General features: G+C 63.9%; 16 protein-coding genes. All 16 read right to left on the bottom strand.

What is annotated here, in order from left to right:
* On the bottom strand, positions 1-484 hold a 484-nt coding region (gene frr / locus JHC81_RS06290; protein ID WP_292172152.1), incomplete at its 3' end, for a ribosome recycling factor.
* A 59-nt stretch (positions 485-543) separates the two neighbouring features.
* The gene (gene pyrH, locus JHC81_RS06285) at positions 544-1287 is read right to left on the bottom strand and encodes a UMP kinase (protein WP_292172149.1); all 744 of its coding nucleotides are present in this window, start codon (positions 1285-1287) and stop codon (positions 544-546) included.
* Between the two features lie 64 nt (positions 1288-1351).
* Positions 1352-2272, bottom strand: coding sequence for a hypothetical protein (locus JHC81_RS06280; RefSeq protein ID WP_292172146.1), 921 nt, complete (start codon positions 2270-2272; stop codon positions 1352-1354).
* 11 nt (positions 2273-2283) lie between these two features.
* Positions 2284-3960: a ribonuclease J gene (locus tag JHC81_RS06275; RefSeq protein WP_292172143.1), complete on the bottom strand. Its 1677-nt coding sequence runs from the start codon at positions 3958-3960 to the stop codon at positions 2284-2286.
* On the bottom strand, positions 3957-4739 hold the full coding sequence (locus JHC81_RS06270; protein ID WP_292172161.1) for a type III pantothenate kinase: 783 nt from the start codon (positions 4737-4739) through the stop codon (positions 3957-3959). Before JHC81_RS06270 ends, JHC81_RS06275 begins: the two co-directional genes overlap by 4 nt.
* Complete coding sequence (locus tag JHC81_RS14425; protein WP_366465740.1) at positions 4736-5197, bottom strand: GFA family protein; 462 nt, start codon at positions 5195-5197, stop codon at positions 4736-4738. The genes JHC81_RS06270 and JHC81_RS14425 overlap by 4 nt, the downstream gene beginning before the upstream one ends.
* Positions 5198-5199: 2 nt before the next feature.
* A complete protein-coding gene (locus JHC81_RS06265) occupies positions 5200-5949 on the bottom strand; it encodes a biotin--[acetyl-CoA-carboxylase] ligase (protein WP_292172141.1) in 750 nt (249 codons plus the stop codon).
* A 1-nt stretch (position 5950) separates the two neighbouring features.
* Positions 5951-7393 (bottom strand): NADH-quinone oxidoreductase subunit NuoN, encoded by a 1443-nt coding sequence (nuoN, locus tag JHC81_RS06260; protein ID WP_292172139.1) that lies wholly within the window; start codon positions 7391-7393, stop codon positions 5951-5953.
* 7 nt (positions 7394-7400) lie between these two features.
* Entirely contained in the window at positions 7401-8879 is a 1479-nt protein-coding gene (locus tag JHC81_RS06255) for an NADH-quinone oxidoreductase subunit M (RefSeq protein ID WP_292172159.1), read from the bottom strand.
* 11 nt (positions 8880-8890) lie between these two features.
* Entirely contained in the window at positions 8891-10984 is a 2094-nt protein-coding gene (nuoL, locus tag JHC81_RS06250; protein WP_292172136.1) for an NADH-quinone oxidoreductase subunit L, read from the bottom strand.
* A gap of 2 nt (positions 10985-10986) precedes the next feature.
* Positions 10987-11295 carry an NADH-quinone oxidoreductase subunit NuoK gene (gene nuoK / locus JHC81_RS06245; protein ID WP_292172133.1) on the bottom strand — a complete coding sequence of 103 codons (309 nt, stop codon included), beginning with the start codon at positions 11293-11295 and terminating at the stop codon, positions 10987-10989.
* The gene (locus tag JHC81_RS06240) at positions 11295-11921 is read right to left on the bottom strand and encodes an NADH-quinone oxidoreductase subunit J (RefSeq protein ID WP_292172131.1); all 627 of its coding nucleotides are present in this window, start codon (positions 11919-11921) and stop codon (positions 11295-11297) included. Before JHC81_RS06240 ends, nuoK begins: the two co-directional genes overlap by 1 nt.
* Positions 11922-11995: 74 nt before the next feature.
* Positions 11996-12487 carry an NADH-quinone oxidoreductase subunit NuoI gene (nuoI, locus tag JHC81_RS06235; protein ID WP_292172128.1) on the bottom strand — a complete coding sequence of 164 codons (492 nt, stop codon included), beginning with the start codon at positions 12485-12487 and terminating at the stop codon, positions 11996-11998.
* Positions 12487-12699: a hypothetical protein gene (locus tag JHC81_RS06230; protein WP_292172125.1), complete on the bottom strand. Its 213-nt coding sequence runs from the start codon at positions 12697-12699 to the stop codon at positions 12487-12489. Before JHC81_RS06230 ends, nuoI begins: the two co-directional genes overlap by 1 nt.
* Entirely contained in the window at positions 12696-13763 is a 1068-nt protein-coding gene (nuoH, locus tag JHC81_RS06225; protein WP_292172157.1) for an NADH-quinone oxidoreductase subunit NuoH, read from the bottom strand. Before nuoH ends, JHC81_RS06230 begins: the two co-directional genes overlap by 4 nt.
* Positions 13760-14068, bottom strand: coding sequence for a hypothetical protein (locus JHC81_RS06220; protein ID WP_292172123.1), 309 nt, complete (start codon positions 14066-14068; stop codon positions 13760-13762). The genes nuoH and JHC81_RS06220 overlap by 4 nt, the downstream gene beginning before the upstream one ends.
* Positions 14069-14074 lie beyond the last annotated feature (6 nt).

Here is a 14074-nt window from a genome sequence, read left to right as displayed (position 1 = left end):
TCTGGACCTCGGCCTCCATCTTCTTCTGCTCGTCCTGGCTGATCTCGCCGGCCTTCTCGGCCTTCTTCAGGTCGTCATTGGCGTCGCGGCGAACGTTGCGGACCGAAATCTTCTGCTGCTCGGCATATTTGCCGGCCAGCTTGGCCAACTCCTTGCGGCGCTCCTCGGTCAGGGGCGGCACGGGAATGCGCAGGGTCTGGCCATCGACGATGGGGTTCAGGCCCAGACCCGCCGCACGGATGGCCTTTTCCACAGGGCCCACCATGCCTTTGTCCCAGACGCTGACCGAGATCATGCGCGGCTCGGGCACGCTGATGGCCGCCACGGCGTTCAAAGGCGAGTTGGAGCCGTAGGCCTGGACCTGCACCGGATCCAGCAGGCCGGCGTTGGCGCGGCCGGTGCGCAGGCCGTTGAACTCTTCCTTCAGGGCGGCGACCGCCTTGTCCATGCGGTCGCGGTAGGTCTTCAGATCGGGCTTGGCCATGGTCGTTTCTCTCGTCGTTTCTTGTCTGCGCCAGATTCTTGTCGTGCGTAGGCGGCCGATCAGGCGGCCTTGTCGGAGGACGATATCACGGTGAACGTGCCTTCGCCCGTCAGAGTGCGACGGAGCGAATTATCGTCCCGGATCGAGAAAACCACGATCGGGATGCCACTGTCACGCATCAGGGCGATGGCCGAGGCGTCCATGACCTTCAGGTCGCGCGCCAGCACATCGTGATAGGTCAAGGTCTCATACCGCGTCGCGGATTTGTCCTTCTTGGGATCGGCCGTATAGACGCCGTCCACGCTGGTGCCCTTCAGCAGGGCATCGCACCCCATTTCGGCGGCACGCAAGGCGGCTCCGGAATCGGTCGTGAAGAAGGGCGCGCCGACGCCGGCGGCGAAGATGACTACACGCCCCTTCTCCAGATGACGCAGGGCGCGACGGCGCACATAGGGCTCGGCCACGGCATTCATGGTCAAGGCGCTCTGGACGCGGGTCTGAACGCCGATCTTCTCCAGCGCCGCCTGCATGGCCAGGGCGTTCATGACCGTGGCCAGCATCCCCATGTAGTCAGCGGTGGCCCGCTCCATGTCGCCCGCCGCCTTGGACAGACCACGGAAGATGTTGCCGCCGCCGATGACCAGGCAGATCTCGATGCCGTCACGCGCCACATCGGCCACGGCCTGGGCCACGGTCGCCACCGTCTTCTGATCGATGCCATAGGCCTGATCGCCCATCAGCACCTCGCCCGAGACCTTCAGCAGGACGCGCTTGTAGCGAAACTCGGAAGGGGCGTCGGGCATGCTTGGAACCTTGGGGCGGCGGGATTCGGCTCCTTATAGGTAGGCCTGCGCCGGGATTCAAAGCCTACCAGCAGTCGGCGCCGATTCCCGGCGCCCGCACCGCCAGCAGGATGCGGCTACGCTGTTCCGCCGTCATGGCGCCCGACCGCTCCAGAACACAGCCGACAACCGTGTTGGAATTGGGGGCCAGCAGGCCGTAGCGCAGGCCGCTGGCGTCAAGCTCGGCTCTCGCCCGGGCCAGATCGGCGGGTGCCGCGGCGACCTCGGCTGGATCCCTGGTGATCAGCGTCATCTCATGCAGGGCCTGACCCGAGCTGGGAAAGTCATAGGCGTCGGGATCATAGGAGGCGATCCGTGCGCCCAGACGGTCGCCGTCGGGCAGGTCGGGATCGAACTTGGCATTCTGGCTGGCGGAAAAGGCGATGGCCGGCCCCTCCTCTGGTACCACCAGAATATAGGCGTGGCGCGGGAACATCAGATAATGCGCCGGCCATTTGGTGATGCGCACCCAAGGGTCGCCGTCCGGACCCAGAGCATGCGCCCCGACATAGACGCCCGAAGGCACGGTCCGGCTGTCGATCCGCCCGAACCGCTTCACGATGTAGTCGGCCATGACATGGTCCAGCAGGAACACGCCCTGTTCCGCTTCATGCTCGAAGTATCCGCGAATGGCCTCAGCGGACGGATCGGGTCCAAGCTCCTCGCCATGCACCGCGACAAAGGCCTCAGCCGAGACGGCGCGACCATCCGCAGGACTGAACCAAAGGCCCCGCACCTCGTCGACCATCCGATCGGCGGGATTACTGCCGCGAAAAGTGGTCAGGCTGAGCGTCAGGTTCACCACGGCGAACAGAACGACGAGACCCACGAGAGCCTGAAACAGGATCAGCGCCCATTTGCGCCAGCCATGCAGCGGATGGCGCGCATGCCGAACGCGCTCCAAAGCCTTGGTACCGCTCGCCTTGATCCGTTCGCGCCCGCCCATCGCATTGGCCCCTAGAGCCGCAGAATCACCGTCTCCACGATGGGGCGACGATCCCAGATCTGCTGGCTGGCCTTCTTGAGGGCGCGCGACACAGCCTGCTCGATGACCAGTTCATCCTCCAGCGCCTCGCCCTTCAGCTTGCCGACTGCGACCTCGACCCGTTCGGCCAGATCGTCCAGCGCATCGCCCAGCGGACGCTCTGCGTCCCCCGGCAGGCCGATGGAGCGGACGTCGATGTCGCTGACGATCTTGCCGCGCTTGTCCATCGCGAAGCTGACGATCAGCACGCCGTTGTTGGAGGCGTGACGACGCTCGTGCATCGCCTCGCCCTGTTCGGTGACCAGACGCCCGCCGTCGACATACAGGCGACCGCTCGGAACCTCGTCAATAATGGCGGCGGGTCCAGGGGCCAGGCGCACCATGTCGCCGTTGCGAGGCTGCACGGTCTCCGCCACACCCAGATCCTTGGCCAGGTTGGCGTGTTCGGCCAGGTGGCGGCGCATGCCGTGGGTGGGCACGGCGATCTTCGGCCGCGCCCAGGCATACATCTGCTTCATCTCGTCCCGGCAGGGGTGTCCCGAGACGTGGACGTGCGGATGGTCCTTCTCGGTATAGAGCCGCACCCCGCGATCGGCGAGCCGGTCCTGCAAGGCCGCAATGGCCAGTTCGTTGCCGGGGATGACCCGCGACGAAAAGATGCAGTGATCGCCCAGACCCAGTTTGATGACCGGGTGGGTTCCCTGCGAGGCGCGGGACAGGGCGGCGCGATCCTCACCTTGGCTGCCGGTGCAGAGGTACAGGATTTCGTCGGCTGGCCAGACCCGGGCCTCTTCCTCAGACAGGATGCGCTGGCTCTCACCGAACAGGCCGACGTGTTTCGCCGCCGCCGTGATCTTGTGCATCGACCGCCCGGCCAAGGCGACGCGGCGCCCGGCCAGTTGCGCGGCCTTCATCACACTGACCATGCGCGCCACGTTGGAGGCAAAGCAGCCGACGGCGATGCGCCCCTTCTTCAGACTGCCGATCAATTCGATCAGACCGGCCTGGGCGTCCAGCTCCGATCCCGCCTGGCCTTCGACGAAGACGTTGGTGGAATCGCAGACCATGGCCAGCAGGCCTTCGTCGCCAAGCTTGGTGATGGCCGCGATGTCGGTCGGTTGGCCGATGACGGGCGTGGGGTCCAGCTTCCAGTCGCCGGTGTGCAGCACGGTGCCCAGCGGCGTCTTGATAGCCAGGGCATTCGGCTCGGCGATCGAGTGGGTCATGGTGATCATCGTCACCTGGAACGGGCCCAGGTCGACGGTGCCCGACAGCGGCACCTCGATGATCTTCACCTGATCCAGCACCCCCGCCTCGCGCAGTTTTTCGCGGATCAGGAAGGCGGTGAAGGGCGTCGCATAGATCGGAGCCTTGATGCGCGTCCACAGCCAGCCCAGCGCACCGATGTGATCCTCATGCGCGTGGGTCAGGACGATGCCGCGGATCGTCTCGCCGTCCAGAAACTCCGGATCGGGGACGATCACATCGACCCCTGGGGTCGACAGGTCGCCAAAGGTCACGCCCACGTCGACGATCAGATATTCTCGGTTCGCCTCCGGCCCATAGCCGTAGACATTCAGATTCATGCCGATTTCGCCAGAACCGCCCAGCGGCACGAAGACGAGTTCGTCGTTTGTGTTGTTTTTCATGTGTCCTTGGGGGGAGTGTTCCGCCGCCAGATTTCCAGCAGGCCGCGGATGGTCAGGTCCGGATCGAACCGGTCGATTGAATTCGTTGCGCCCTCGAACAGGCTGGCCACGCCGCCCGTTCCGATGACGGTCATGGGCGCGCCCCACTCGTCTTTCATGCGCGCCACCAGGCCTTCGATCAGGGCGATATAGCCCCAGAAGACGCCCGACTGCATATTGGAGACGGTATCCTTGCCGATGACTTTCGCAGGCTTTTGAATGGCGATGCGGGGCAACATTGCGGCGGCCTCGTGCAGGGCCTGTAGCGACAGGTTGACGCCGGGCGCGATGATCCCGCCCTCGAACGCGCCATCGGCGGCCACGACATCGAAGGTGGTCGCTGTACCGCTGTCGATCACGATCAGGTCGCCGGGATAGACCAGATGCGCCCCGATGGCATTGACCAGCCGATCGGCCCCCGCCTCGCTGGGCTTGTCGATGCGCGCGGCGATGCCCAGGTCGACGTTCTCGCCGATGACCATGGGTTCGACGTTCAAATATCGCCGCGCCAGATTACGCAGGTTGAAGATCGACTGGGGCACCACGCTGGAGATGATGCAGCCGTCCAGCTGGCTGATCGACAGATCGCGCATGGTCAGCAGCTGATGCAGCCAGACGGCATATTCATCCGCCGTGCGGTTGGCATAGGTCGAGGTGCGCCACTGGGCGATCCAATCGGACCCGTCATGGATCGCAAACAGGGTGTTGGTATTGCCTTGCTCGATCGCCAGCAGCATCAGGCAGCCTCATTCTTTAGACGACGCAGACTATGCCACCAGCGACTTAAACGACGCGCAATCAGCTTGGGTGCCCACGCCCACGCCATATCGACTGAGGTCATTTTCTCGGTGCTGTCCGTAAAGCCGTAGAATGCGGGACGGCGGTCGACAAAGATTTCACGGCGAAGCGTAAAGTTTTTTGGGTCGAACAATCCAGCGGACACAGCCAATTCAGGTCCATCTACAGGTCGATGGAAGACATTGGATCCACACTCTCCGCAAAAGCCACGTTCCGCGAACCCACTGGACCGATAGACGCGCAGGGCGGTCCCCTCCAGGTGCGTGTCCGGTGGTGCCTGTAATGACATCCACGGGCCACTGCACCAACGGCGGCACATCTCGCAATGGCAGGTTCCGACTTCCGTCACGGTGCCTGGCAAAGTCACTGTTACCGCGCCGCAGATACAGCTCCCCTTCATCATCAGGCAGCCTCTCCGAAGAAGACGTCGCCGGCGGAAATCAGCCGCAGCGATCCGTCGCCCAGTCGCAGTTTCAGGGCACCGTCAGCGGCCACCCCCTCGGCCAGGCCCTCGACCGTTTCATGCCCCAGGCGCGCTATGGCAGGACCATCGAGCCCCGGCGTGCGGGCGGCCCAGGCGTCGAGGATGGGCTGAAAACCCAGCGTGTCCCAGCGGTGCAGCCAGACGGCAAAAACATCCGCGAGTTGGCGCGACGCTACCTCAATGGCCGGCGGCGCGGCGACATCTGCGGCCAGGTGATCGACCAGGGCCGCCGCCGGCCGCTCGGTCCCCTGCGGCGCATGGGACAGGTTGACGCCGATCCCGACCGCCAGCCACAGGCCACCGGACGCATGCGCGCCGGACTCGACCAGAATGCCCGAGGCCTTCACGCCCGCCAGCATCACATCATTGGGCCATTTGATCGTGACCAGCGACGGCGGCGCATAGCGGTCCAGCAGATCGGCCACGGCCAGGGCCGCGATGAAGGTGATCTGTGCCGCCTCGGCGGGCGACTTGGTCACAACGTGAAGCAGGGTGGCGAACAGATTGCCATCCTGGCTGGCCCATTCCCGGCCGCGGCGCCCACGGCCCTGCGTCTGACGACGGGTGGTGATCCACAGCGGCCCCGCCTCCCCTGCCTCGGCCCGACGCCGCGCCTCGGCATTGGTCGAGTCGAGCTGGTCGAACAGCAGGACGGGGGCCGCGTCCACCCTAGCCGGCGTTGAAGCTGGTCGCGGCAACGCGGCTCAGCGGCTCGATCCACGTCAGGCCGACGATGACCAGCGGAAAGGCAAAGGCGGCACCGGCAACGGCGATGGTCCTGGCCTCGACCGGTGCTGCATCGAACGGCACCTCGTCCACCGGCGGATCGAACCACATCAGCTTGATGATCCGCAGATAGTAGAAGGCAGCCACGACCGAGGCCACCAGACCGGCAGTCGCCACCATCCAGTAGCCCGCGTCCACGGCGGCACCGAAGACATAGTATTTGCCCCAGAAGCCCGAGAACGGCGGCATGCCCAGAACCGACAGCGACAGCACGGTCAGGGCGATGGCCGTCACCGGCCGCGTCCGCCTCAGCCCCGCCAGATCGGCGATAGTGCGCACCGGCTTGCCGCCCTTGGACAGCGACAGAAGGATGGCGAAGAAGCCCAGCTGATCGACCACATACAGGGTCATAAACATCAACATGGCCTGAAGGCCCGCTTCCGTCCCCGCCGTGATGCCCAGCAGGGCGTAGCCGATGTTGGCGATCGAGGAATAGGCCAGCAGGCGCTGGATATTCTTCTGCGCCAGACCGCCGAACGCACCGACGGCGAACGAGATCAGCGAGATCAGCACCAGCACCTGGGCCCACTGGTCGTGTGACCCGGCAAAGCCGTCGATCAGGACCCGTGCGACCAGAACCATGGCCGCCATCTTGGGTGCCGTGGCGAACAGGGCCACGACCGGTGTCGGCGCGCCCTCATAGACGTCGGGCGTCCACATGTGGAACGGCGCGGCCGAAATCTTGAACGCCAGACCGCAGATCACGAAGACCAGGCCGAAAACCAGACCCACCGACGGGTTCTGGACCGCATAGGCCGCGATTTCCTGAAAGTTCATCGAGCCGGTGAAGCCGTAGACCAGGCTGGCCCCGTACAGCAGAAGGCCGGACGACAGCGCGCCCAGCACGAAATACTTAAGCCCCGCCTCCGACGCCTTCAGGTCGTCGCGGTGGAAGGCCGCCAGCACATACAGGGCCAGCGAATGCAGCTCGATCCCGACATACATAGAGATCAGGTCGCCTGACGACGCCATCATGCCCATGCCGGCCGAGGCCAGAACGATCAGAATGGGATATTCGAAGCGCGCGATCCGAGCGCGTTGCATCCAGCCGCCGCCCAGTACGATGCAGACCGCGCTGGACAGGAAGATGATCGCCTTGCCGTAGACGGCCAGCGGATCGGCCACATAGGCGCCGTTGAAGGCCTGACCCAGCGGGCCGGTGACTGTCACGGCGGTGGCAGCGACCAGCAGGGCGACCGACAGGATCGAGACCAGACGGGCGCTCTTCTCGCCCAGGAAAGCCCCGATCATCAGCAGCACCAGCCCACCGACGGCGAGCGTGCCCTCGGGCGCGGACAGATGAAGGGCGGGAATCAGATCTTGCATGATGGTCTCACCCGCCGATCACAGCGCGATAGGTGGCGGTCAGCGCCTCGACCGAGGCGGCGGTATAGTTCAGCACCAGACCCGGCTGGACGCCCAGCCAGATGGTGCCGACGATCAGCGGCACGAACAGCGCCAGCTCGCGCTTGTCGATGTCGGCGATGGTCTTCAGCGCCGGATTGACGATCTCGCCGAACATGACGTTGCGATACAGCGTCAGGGCATAGATGGCCGACAGGATGACGCCCGAGGCCGCCACGAAGGCCGCCCAGGTCGAGACCTGATAGACGCCGGTCATCGTCAGGATTTCCCCGATGAAGCCCGAGGTGCCCGGCAGGCCGACATTGGCCATGGTGAACATCAGGAAGATGGCCGCGAACCATGGCATGCGATTTGTCAGGCCGCCGTAGAAGGCGATCTCGCGCGTGTGCATCCGGTCATAGACGACGCCGACGCACAGGAAGAGCGCGCCCGAGATCAGGCCATGGCTCAGCATCTGGAACACCGCGCCCTGCACGCCCGTGTCATTGCCGGCGAAGATGCCCATGGTCACGAAGCCCATATGGGCCACCGACGAATAGGCGATCAGCTTCTTAATGTCCGTCTGACGGAAGGCGACCAGCGAGGTGTAGACGATGGCGATCACCGACAGAGCGAACACCAGCGGCGCGAACATCTGCGACGCCAGCGGGAACATCGGTATGTTAAACAGGATAAAGCCGTAGCCACCCAGCTTCAGCAGAATGCCAGCCAGAATGACCGAGCCCGCCGTCGGAGCCTGAACGTGCGCGTCGGGCAGCCAGGTGTGCACCGGCCACATTGGCATCTTGACCGCAAACGAGGCGAAGAAGGCCAGCCACAGCAGGGGCTGATAGCGGGCGTCAAAGACGTGTTCCTTCAGTGCCGGAATGCTGGTCGTGCCCGCATCCTGAGCCATCCACAGCATGGCCAGCAGCATCAGCACCGACCCCAGCAGGGTGTAGAGGAAGAATTTGTACGAGGCGTAGATGCGGTTCGCCCCGCCCCAGATGCCGATGATCAGGAACATCGGCACCAGGGTGCCCTCGAAGAAGATATAGAACAGGAACAGGTCCAGCGAGGTGAAGACCCCGATGACCAGCGTCTCCAGCACCAAGAAGGCGATCATGTATTCGACCACGCGGTCGGTAATGGTCTTCCAGCTGGCCAGGATGCAGATCGGCATCAGGAAGGCCGTCAGCAGCACGAACAGGATCGAAATCCCGTCCACGCCCATGTGGTATTCCGCGCCGACGAACCAGACGTAGCGTTCCACGAACTGATAGGCCGCGCTGGACTGATCGAAGGCGCCGACCAGAACGACCGACAGCGCCAGGGTGACCAGGGTCGTGCCCATGGCAATCCAGCGCGCGGCATTGTCGGCCCCGGCCTTGTTGAACAGGCGAGACAGCAGGATCACGCCCGCGCCGATCAGGGGCAGGAAGGTGATGAGGCTGAGGATGAAGGGGATCTGGGGCAAGATCAGGCTCCCCACGAAGTGATGGCATAGGCCAGGAAACCGACCAGGCCGATCAGCATGACGAAGGCGTAGAAATACACCTGACCGGACTGGAAGCGGGCCAGACCGCCGGCGAACCGGCGCGACAGCCAGGCGACGCCATTAGGCCCGCCGCCGTCGATGATCTTCACGTCGCCGACCTTCCAGAACAGGTCACCCAGCCCCTTGGCCCCGCGCACGAAGACGAAGGCGTACAGCTCGTCGAAATACCATTTGTTGTACAGGAAGCCGTGGATGACCCCGCCCCTGTCAGCCATCCGCTTGGCCATGCCTTCCTTCAGGACATAGATCCAGAAGGCGAAGGCGGTCCCGATCAGCGTCAGGATCAGCGGCGACCACTTCACCCAGGTGGGCACATAGTGGCTCTCGTGCAGGACGTGGTTGGCCTCGGACACAAAGATCGCCCCGCGCCAGAAGTGATGTTCGTGATCCCCGATGAAGCTGGGCGCGAAGACCAGACCGGCGGCTACGGCTCCGATGGACAGCAGGATCAGCGGCACCAGCATGACCCACGGGCTCTCGTGCGGGTTCAGCGGGCCGTGATGGGCGTGGTCGTCATGCGCGTGATCGTCGTGGGCATGTGCGTCGTCGGACAGCGGCTCTGAGTGGGTTTCCAGCTGGGCGTCGGTGGCATGATCGTCGTGATGATGCGCGCCTTCTTCCTTCCAGACCGGCTTGTTGTGGAAGGTCATGAAGACCAGACGCCAGGAGTAGTAGGCCGTCAGGCCCGCCGCCACGATGCCGATGAAGAAGGCGAACAGGCCGAACGGGCTGTGTCCCGTCATCGCTGCCGCATAGGCGCTCTCGATGATGGAATCCTTGGAATAGAAGCCCGCAAAGCCGCCGACGCCGGGAATGCCCAGGCCGGTGATGGCGATGGTGCCGATGGTCATGACCGCATATGTGACGGGCAACAGCTTCCACAGCCCACCCATCTTCCGCATGTCCTGCTCGTGATGCATGCCATGGATCACCGAGCCGGCACCCAGGAACAGCAGGGCCTTGAAGAAGGCGTGGGTGAACAGGTGGAACATGGCGGACTCGTAGACGCCGACGCCCGCCGCGAAGAACATGTAGCCCAGCTGCGAACAGGTCGAATAGGCGATGACCCGCTTGATGTCGTTCTGCATCAGGCCGACGGTCGCCGCGAACATGGCGGTGATGGCCCCAATGAGGGCGATGATGCCGGCCGCGACGGGTGCGTATTCGTAGATAGGGCTCAGCAGGCAGACCATATAGACGCCGGCCGTGACCATGGTCGCGGCGTGGATCAGGGCCGACACCGGCGTCGGGCCTTCCATGGCGTCCGGCAGCCAGGTGTGCAGGAAGAACTGCGCCGACTTACCCATCGCCCCGATGAACAGCAGGAAACCCGCCAGATCCAGCGCCGACCAGCGGTGGCCCAGGAAATCCCAGCCGGTACCGGCCTTGGCCGCGATCATCGGGAAGAGTTCGGCGAACTGGATCGTGCCGAACATCCAGAAGACGGTGATGATGCCCAGCGCAAAGCCGAAGTCGCCGACGCGGTTGACGACGAAGGCCTTGATCGCGGCGGCGCTGGCCGTGGGCTTCTTGAACCAGAAGCCGATCAGCAGATAGGACGCCAGCCCCACCCCTTCCCAGCCGAAGAACAGCTGCATGAAGTCGGCGGCGGTGACCAGCGCCAGCATGGCGAAGGTGAACAGCGACAGATAGGCGAAGAACCGCGGCTTGTCCGGGTCCTCGGCCATATAGCCCCAGCTGTAGAGGTGCACGAGGGAAGACACGGTGGTGACCACCACCAGCATGGTCGCCGACAGGGCGTCGATGCGGATGGCCCAGTCGGACTGAAAGTCACCGACATTGATGAAGGGTGCCAGGGTGACTGTGAACGGCTCCAGCTCGCCCCAGGTCCAGTTGCCGAAGACGATCCAGGCGACGACGCAGGACACGAACAGCAGGCCGGTCGTGACGGCCTGCGACGCCGTATTGCCGATGCGGCGGCCGAAGAAGCCGGCGATCGCGGCACCGATCAGGGGGGCGAAGACGCCCAGAATGACGAGGGTCTTATAGTCCACGATCAGCCCTTCATCACGCTGGCATCGTCAACCGCGATGTCGCCGCGGTTGCGGAAGAAGGTCACCAGAATGGCAAGGCCGACGGCGGCCTCGGCCGCGGCGACGGTGAGGACGAACATGGCCATGATCTGCCCCTGGACATCGTTCAGATAGGCGGAGAAGGCGACGAAGTTGATGTTCACGGCCAGCAGGATCAGCTCGATCGACATCAGGATGATGATGACGTTCTTGCGATTCACGAAGATGCCGAAGACGCCGATGGTGAACAGGATGGCGGCGACCGCCAGATAGTGTGCGAGCGAGACGACCATCAGATCAGATCCTCCGGGGTGACGCCGGCCCCGGTGGTCACGGACTTGACCTCCATGGCGGTCTTGGCATCGCGGCCGACCTGGCGGGCGATGTTCTGGCGCTTGATATTGGGCTTGTGGCGCAGGGTCAGGACGATGGCTCCGATCATGGCGATCAACAGCACGATCCCTGCCGCCTGGAAGAAGTAGACATAGTCTGTGTAGAGCACCCGCCCGATGGCCTCGACATTGCTCTGGTCCGCCGTGGCCGCGACCGGACCGACCGCATCGGCAGCGGCCCCGCCGCTGGCGACCGTCAGCGAGATCACGATCATCTCGGCCAGCAGAACCGCCGCCACGATCGCCGCCAGCGGCAGATAACGGGCATAGCCCTCGCGCAGCTTCACGAAGTCGACGTCCAGCATCATGACGACGAACAGGAACAGCACCGCCACCGCGCCGACGTAGACGACGACCAGCAGCATGGCCAGGAACTCCGCACCCAGCAGGACGAACAGCCCGGCCGACGAGAAGAAGGCCAGGATCAGCCACAGAACGCTGTGCACGGGGTTCTTTGCGGTGACCACCAGAAGCGCGCTCACCACGGCCACCGCCGCCAGCAGATAGAAGGCAATGCCTTGCAACATCGGAGGCCTTCGCCCCTTTCGACTATGGCGACGACTCCTTTGAAGGAATCGCGGCCCGTTTCAGCGAGTGCGCCTTACCGGTAAGGCGCGTCGAGTTCCAGATTCTTGGCGATCAATCGCTCCCAACGGTCACCGTTGGCCAGCAGTCGATCCTTGTCATACAGCAGTTCTTCGCGGGTCTCGGTCGTGAACTCCGAGTTCGGCCCCTCCACGATGGCGTCCACCGGGCAGGCCTCCTGGCACAGGCCGCAGTAGATGCATTTGACCATGTCTATGTCATAGCGGGTCGTACGGCGGCTGCCGTCGGCGCGCGGTTCGCTTTCGATCGTGATGGCTTGAGCTGGGCAGATGGCCTCGCACAGCTTGCAGGCGATGCAGCGTTCCTCGCCATTGGCGTAGCGGCGCAGCGCGTGCTCGCCCCGGAAGCGCGGCGACTGCGGATTGCGCTCGAACGGATAGTTCACCGTCATCTTGGGACGGGCCATGTATTTCAGCGACAGGCCGACGGCACCGATCACATCGATCAGCAGCGCACCCTTCGCGGCCTGGACGATACGGTTCAACATCAGCGATCTCTCCTGACGCCGCGGCAAAGCTCTTCCTTGCGCGGATCGTCATCCTTGGTGATCTGGCACAGGCGGGCCTTCTCGGCCTGCTGGCGCTCTATGGCCTCCTGCCGTCGTTCCCACTGAGTGGCCGAGACCGGATCGGGTTCATAGGTCGGGATGGTGCAGGCCGTCAGCCCCAGCGCCATCGTCAGGATCAGGATGCGGGTCATGCGCCCACCGCGAACACGCGCCAGGCCGCCACGACCACCACAGCCACCAGCGACGTCGGCAGGAAGATCTTCCAGCCCAGACGCATCAGCTGATCATAGCGGTAGCGCGGCACGAAGGCCTTCACGAGCGCGATCATGAAGAAGGCGACCACGATCTTGAACAGGAAGGTGACCAGATAGATGCCCTGCTCCAGCCAGCCCGGCAGGCTATCCAGCCACGCCTGCGGCACACCGGGGTTCCAGCCGCCGAAGAACAGCAGGCTGATCATGGCGCACATGAAGACGATGTTGGCGTATTCGCCGATCATGAACAGCAGATAGGGCGTCGAGGAATATTCGACCTGATAGCCGGCCACCAGTTCGGACTCGGCCTCGGGCAGGTCGAACGGCGGACGGTTGGTCTCGGCCAGGGCCGACACGAAGAAGACCACGGCCATGGGCAGCAGGACGATGATCGTCGGCCAGGTTCCTGCCCCGCCGCCGAACACGAACCAGTTCCAGAACATGCCCTCCTGACGGGTCACAATCTCCGTCAGGTTCATCGTCCCGGCCAGCAGGATCACATTGATGATCACCAGACCGATGGAGACTTCGTACGACACCATCTGCGCGGCGGACCGCAGTGACCCCAGGAACGGATACTTCGAGTTCGAAGCCCAGCCGCCCATGATGATGCCGTAGACGCCCAGCGAGCTGATGGCGAAGATGTACAGGATGCCAACGTTCAGGTCCGAGATGACCCAGCCCGGCGCGAACGGAATGGCAGCCCAGGCGATGAAGGCCAGGATGAAGGTCAGCAGCGGGGCCAGCAGGAAGACCATCTTGTCGGCCCCTGCGGGTACGACGATTTCCTTCAGCACGAATTTGAAAAAGTCGGCGAACGACTGAAGCAGGCCGAACGGCCCCACGACATTGGGGCCTTTGCGCATCTGCACGGCCGCCCAGATCTTGCGGTCGGCCAGCAGTAGAAACGCCAGCGAGATCAGTATGCCAACAGTGACGAGCAGTATGCCGCCAGCGGTCGCCAGCGTCCAGCCAAGGGGGGAAGTCCAGAAATCCATCAGGCGATCCCGGCCATCAGCATAATAAACGAAACGAGCATAAGCGTCATTACCAACCAGCAGCCCCGAACGATCCAGACGAGGGTCTCAACATTAGCGTCTTGAGGCGGTGCTTCCAGGCCGAACAATAGCTTGCCCAGCCGCACAGCATCAGTGGTTTCCAGATTGGCACCGCCTAGACGCCTATGCCACGACATGCCGAGACGACGCGTAATCAGAAATAGGCAGCCAAACAAAGTCAGGCCTGCGATCCAAGCCGCGCCGAACGCGACCCACGCCAACGGAGGAATGTTGGAACCTTCGACCATCAGGCC

Source organism: Brevundimonas sp., assembly GCF_016463295.1.
Classification (GTDB): Bacteria; Pseudomonadota; Alphaproteobacteria; order Caulobacterales; family Caulobacteraceae; genus Brevundimonas.
The sequence above is the reverse complement of the archived record's forward strand: the minus strand, read 5'-3'. Positions and strand labels throughout refer to the sequence as shown.

Coding starts and splice junctions, on each gene's coding strand:
- pyrH (WP_292172149.1), bottom strand. CDS start 1,287: ATGCCCGACGCCCCTTCCGAGTTTCGCTACAAGCGCGTCCTGCTGAAG.
- JHC81_RS06280 (WP_292172146.1), bottom strand. CDS start 2,272: ATGGGCGGGCGCGAACGGATCAAGGCGAGCGGTACCAAGGCTTTGGAG.
- JHC81_RS06275 (WP_292172143.1), bottom strand. CDS start 3,960: ATGAAAAACAACACAAACGACGAACTCGTCTTCGTGCCGCTGGGCGGT.
- JHC81_RS14425 (WP_366465740.1), bottom strand. CDS start 5,197: ATGAAGGGGAGCTGTATCTGCGGCGCGGTAACAGTGACTTTGCCAGGC.
- nuoN (WP_292172139.1), bottom strand. CDS start 7,393: ATGCAAGATCTGATTCCCGCCCTTCATCTGTCCGCGCCCGAGGGCACG.
- nuoK (WP_292172133.1), bottom strand. CDS start 11,295: ATGGTCGTCTCGCTCGCACACTATCTGGCGGTCGCCGCCATCCTGTTC.
- JHC81_RS06240 (WP_292172131.1), bottom strand. CDS start 11,921: ATGTTGCAAGGCATTGCCTTCTATCTGCTGGCGGCGGTGGCCGTGGTG.
- nuoI (WP_292172128.1), bottom strand. CDS start 12,487: ATGTTGAACCGTATCGTCCAGGCCGCGAAGGGTGCGCTGCTGATCGAT.
- JHC81_RS06230 (WP_292172125.1), bottom strand. CDS start 12,699: ATGACCCGCATCCTGATCCTGACGATGGCGCTGGGGCTGACGGCCTGC.
- JHC81_RS06220 (WP_292172123.1), bottom strand. CDS start 14,068: ATGGTCGAAGGTTCCAACATTCCTCCGTTGGCGTGGGTCGCGTTCGGC.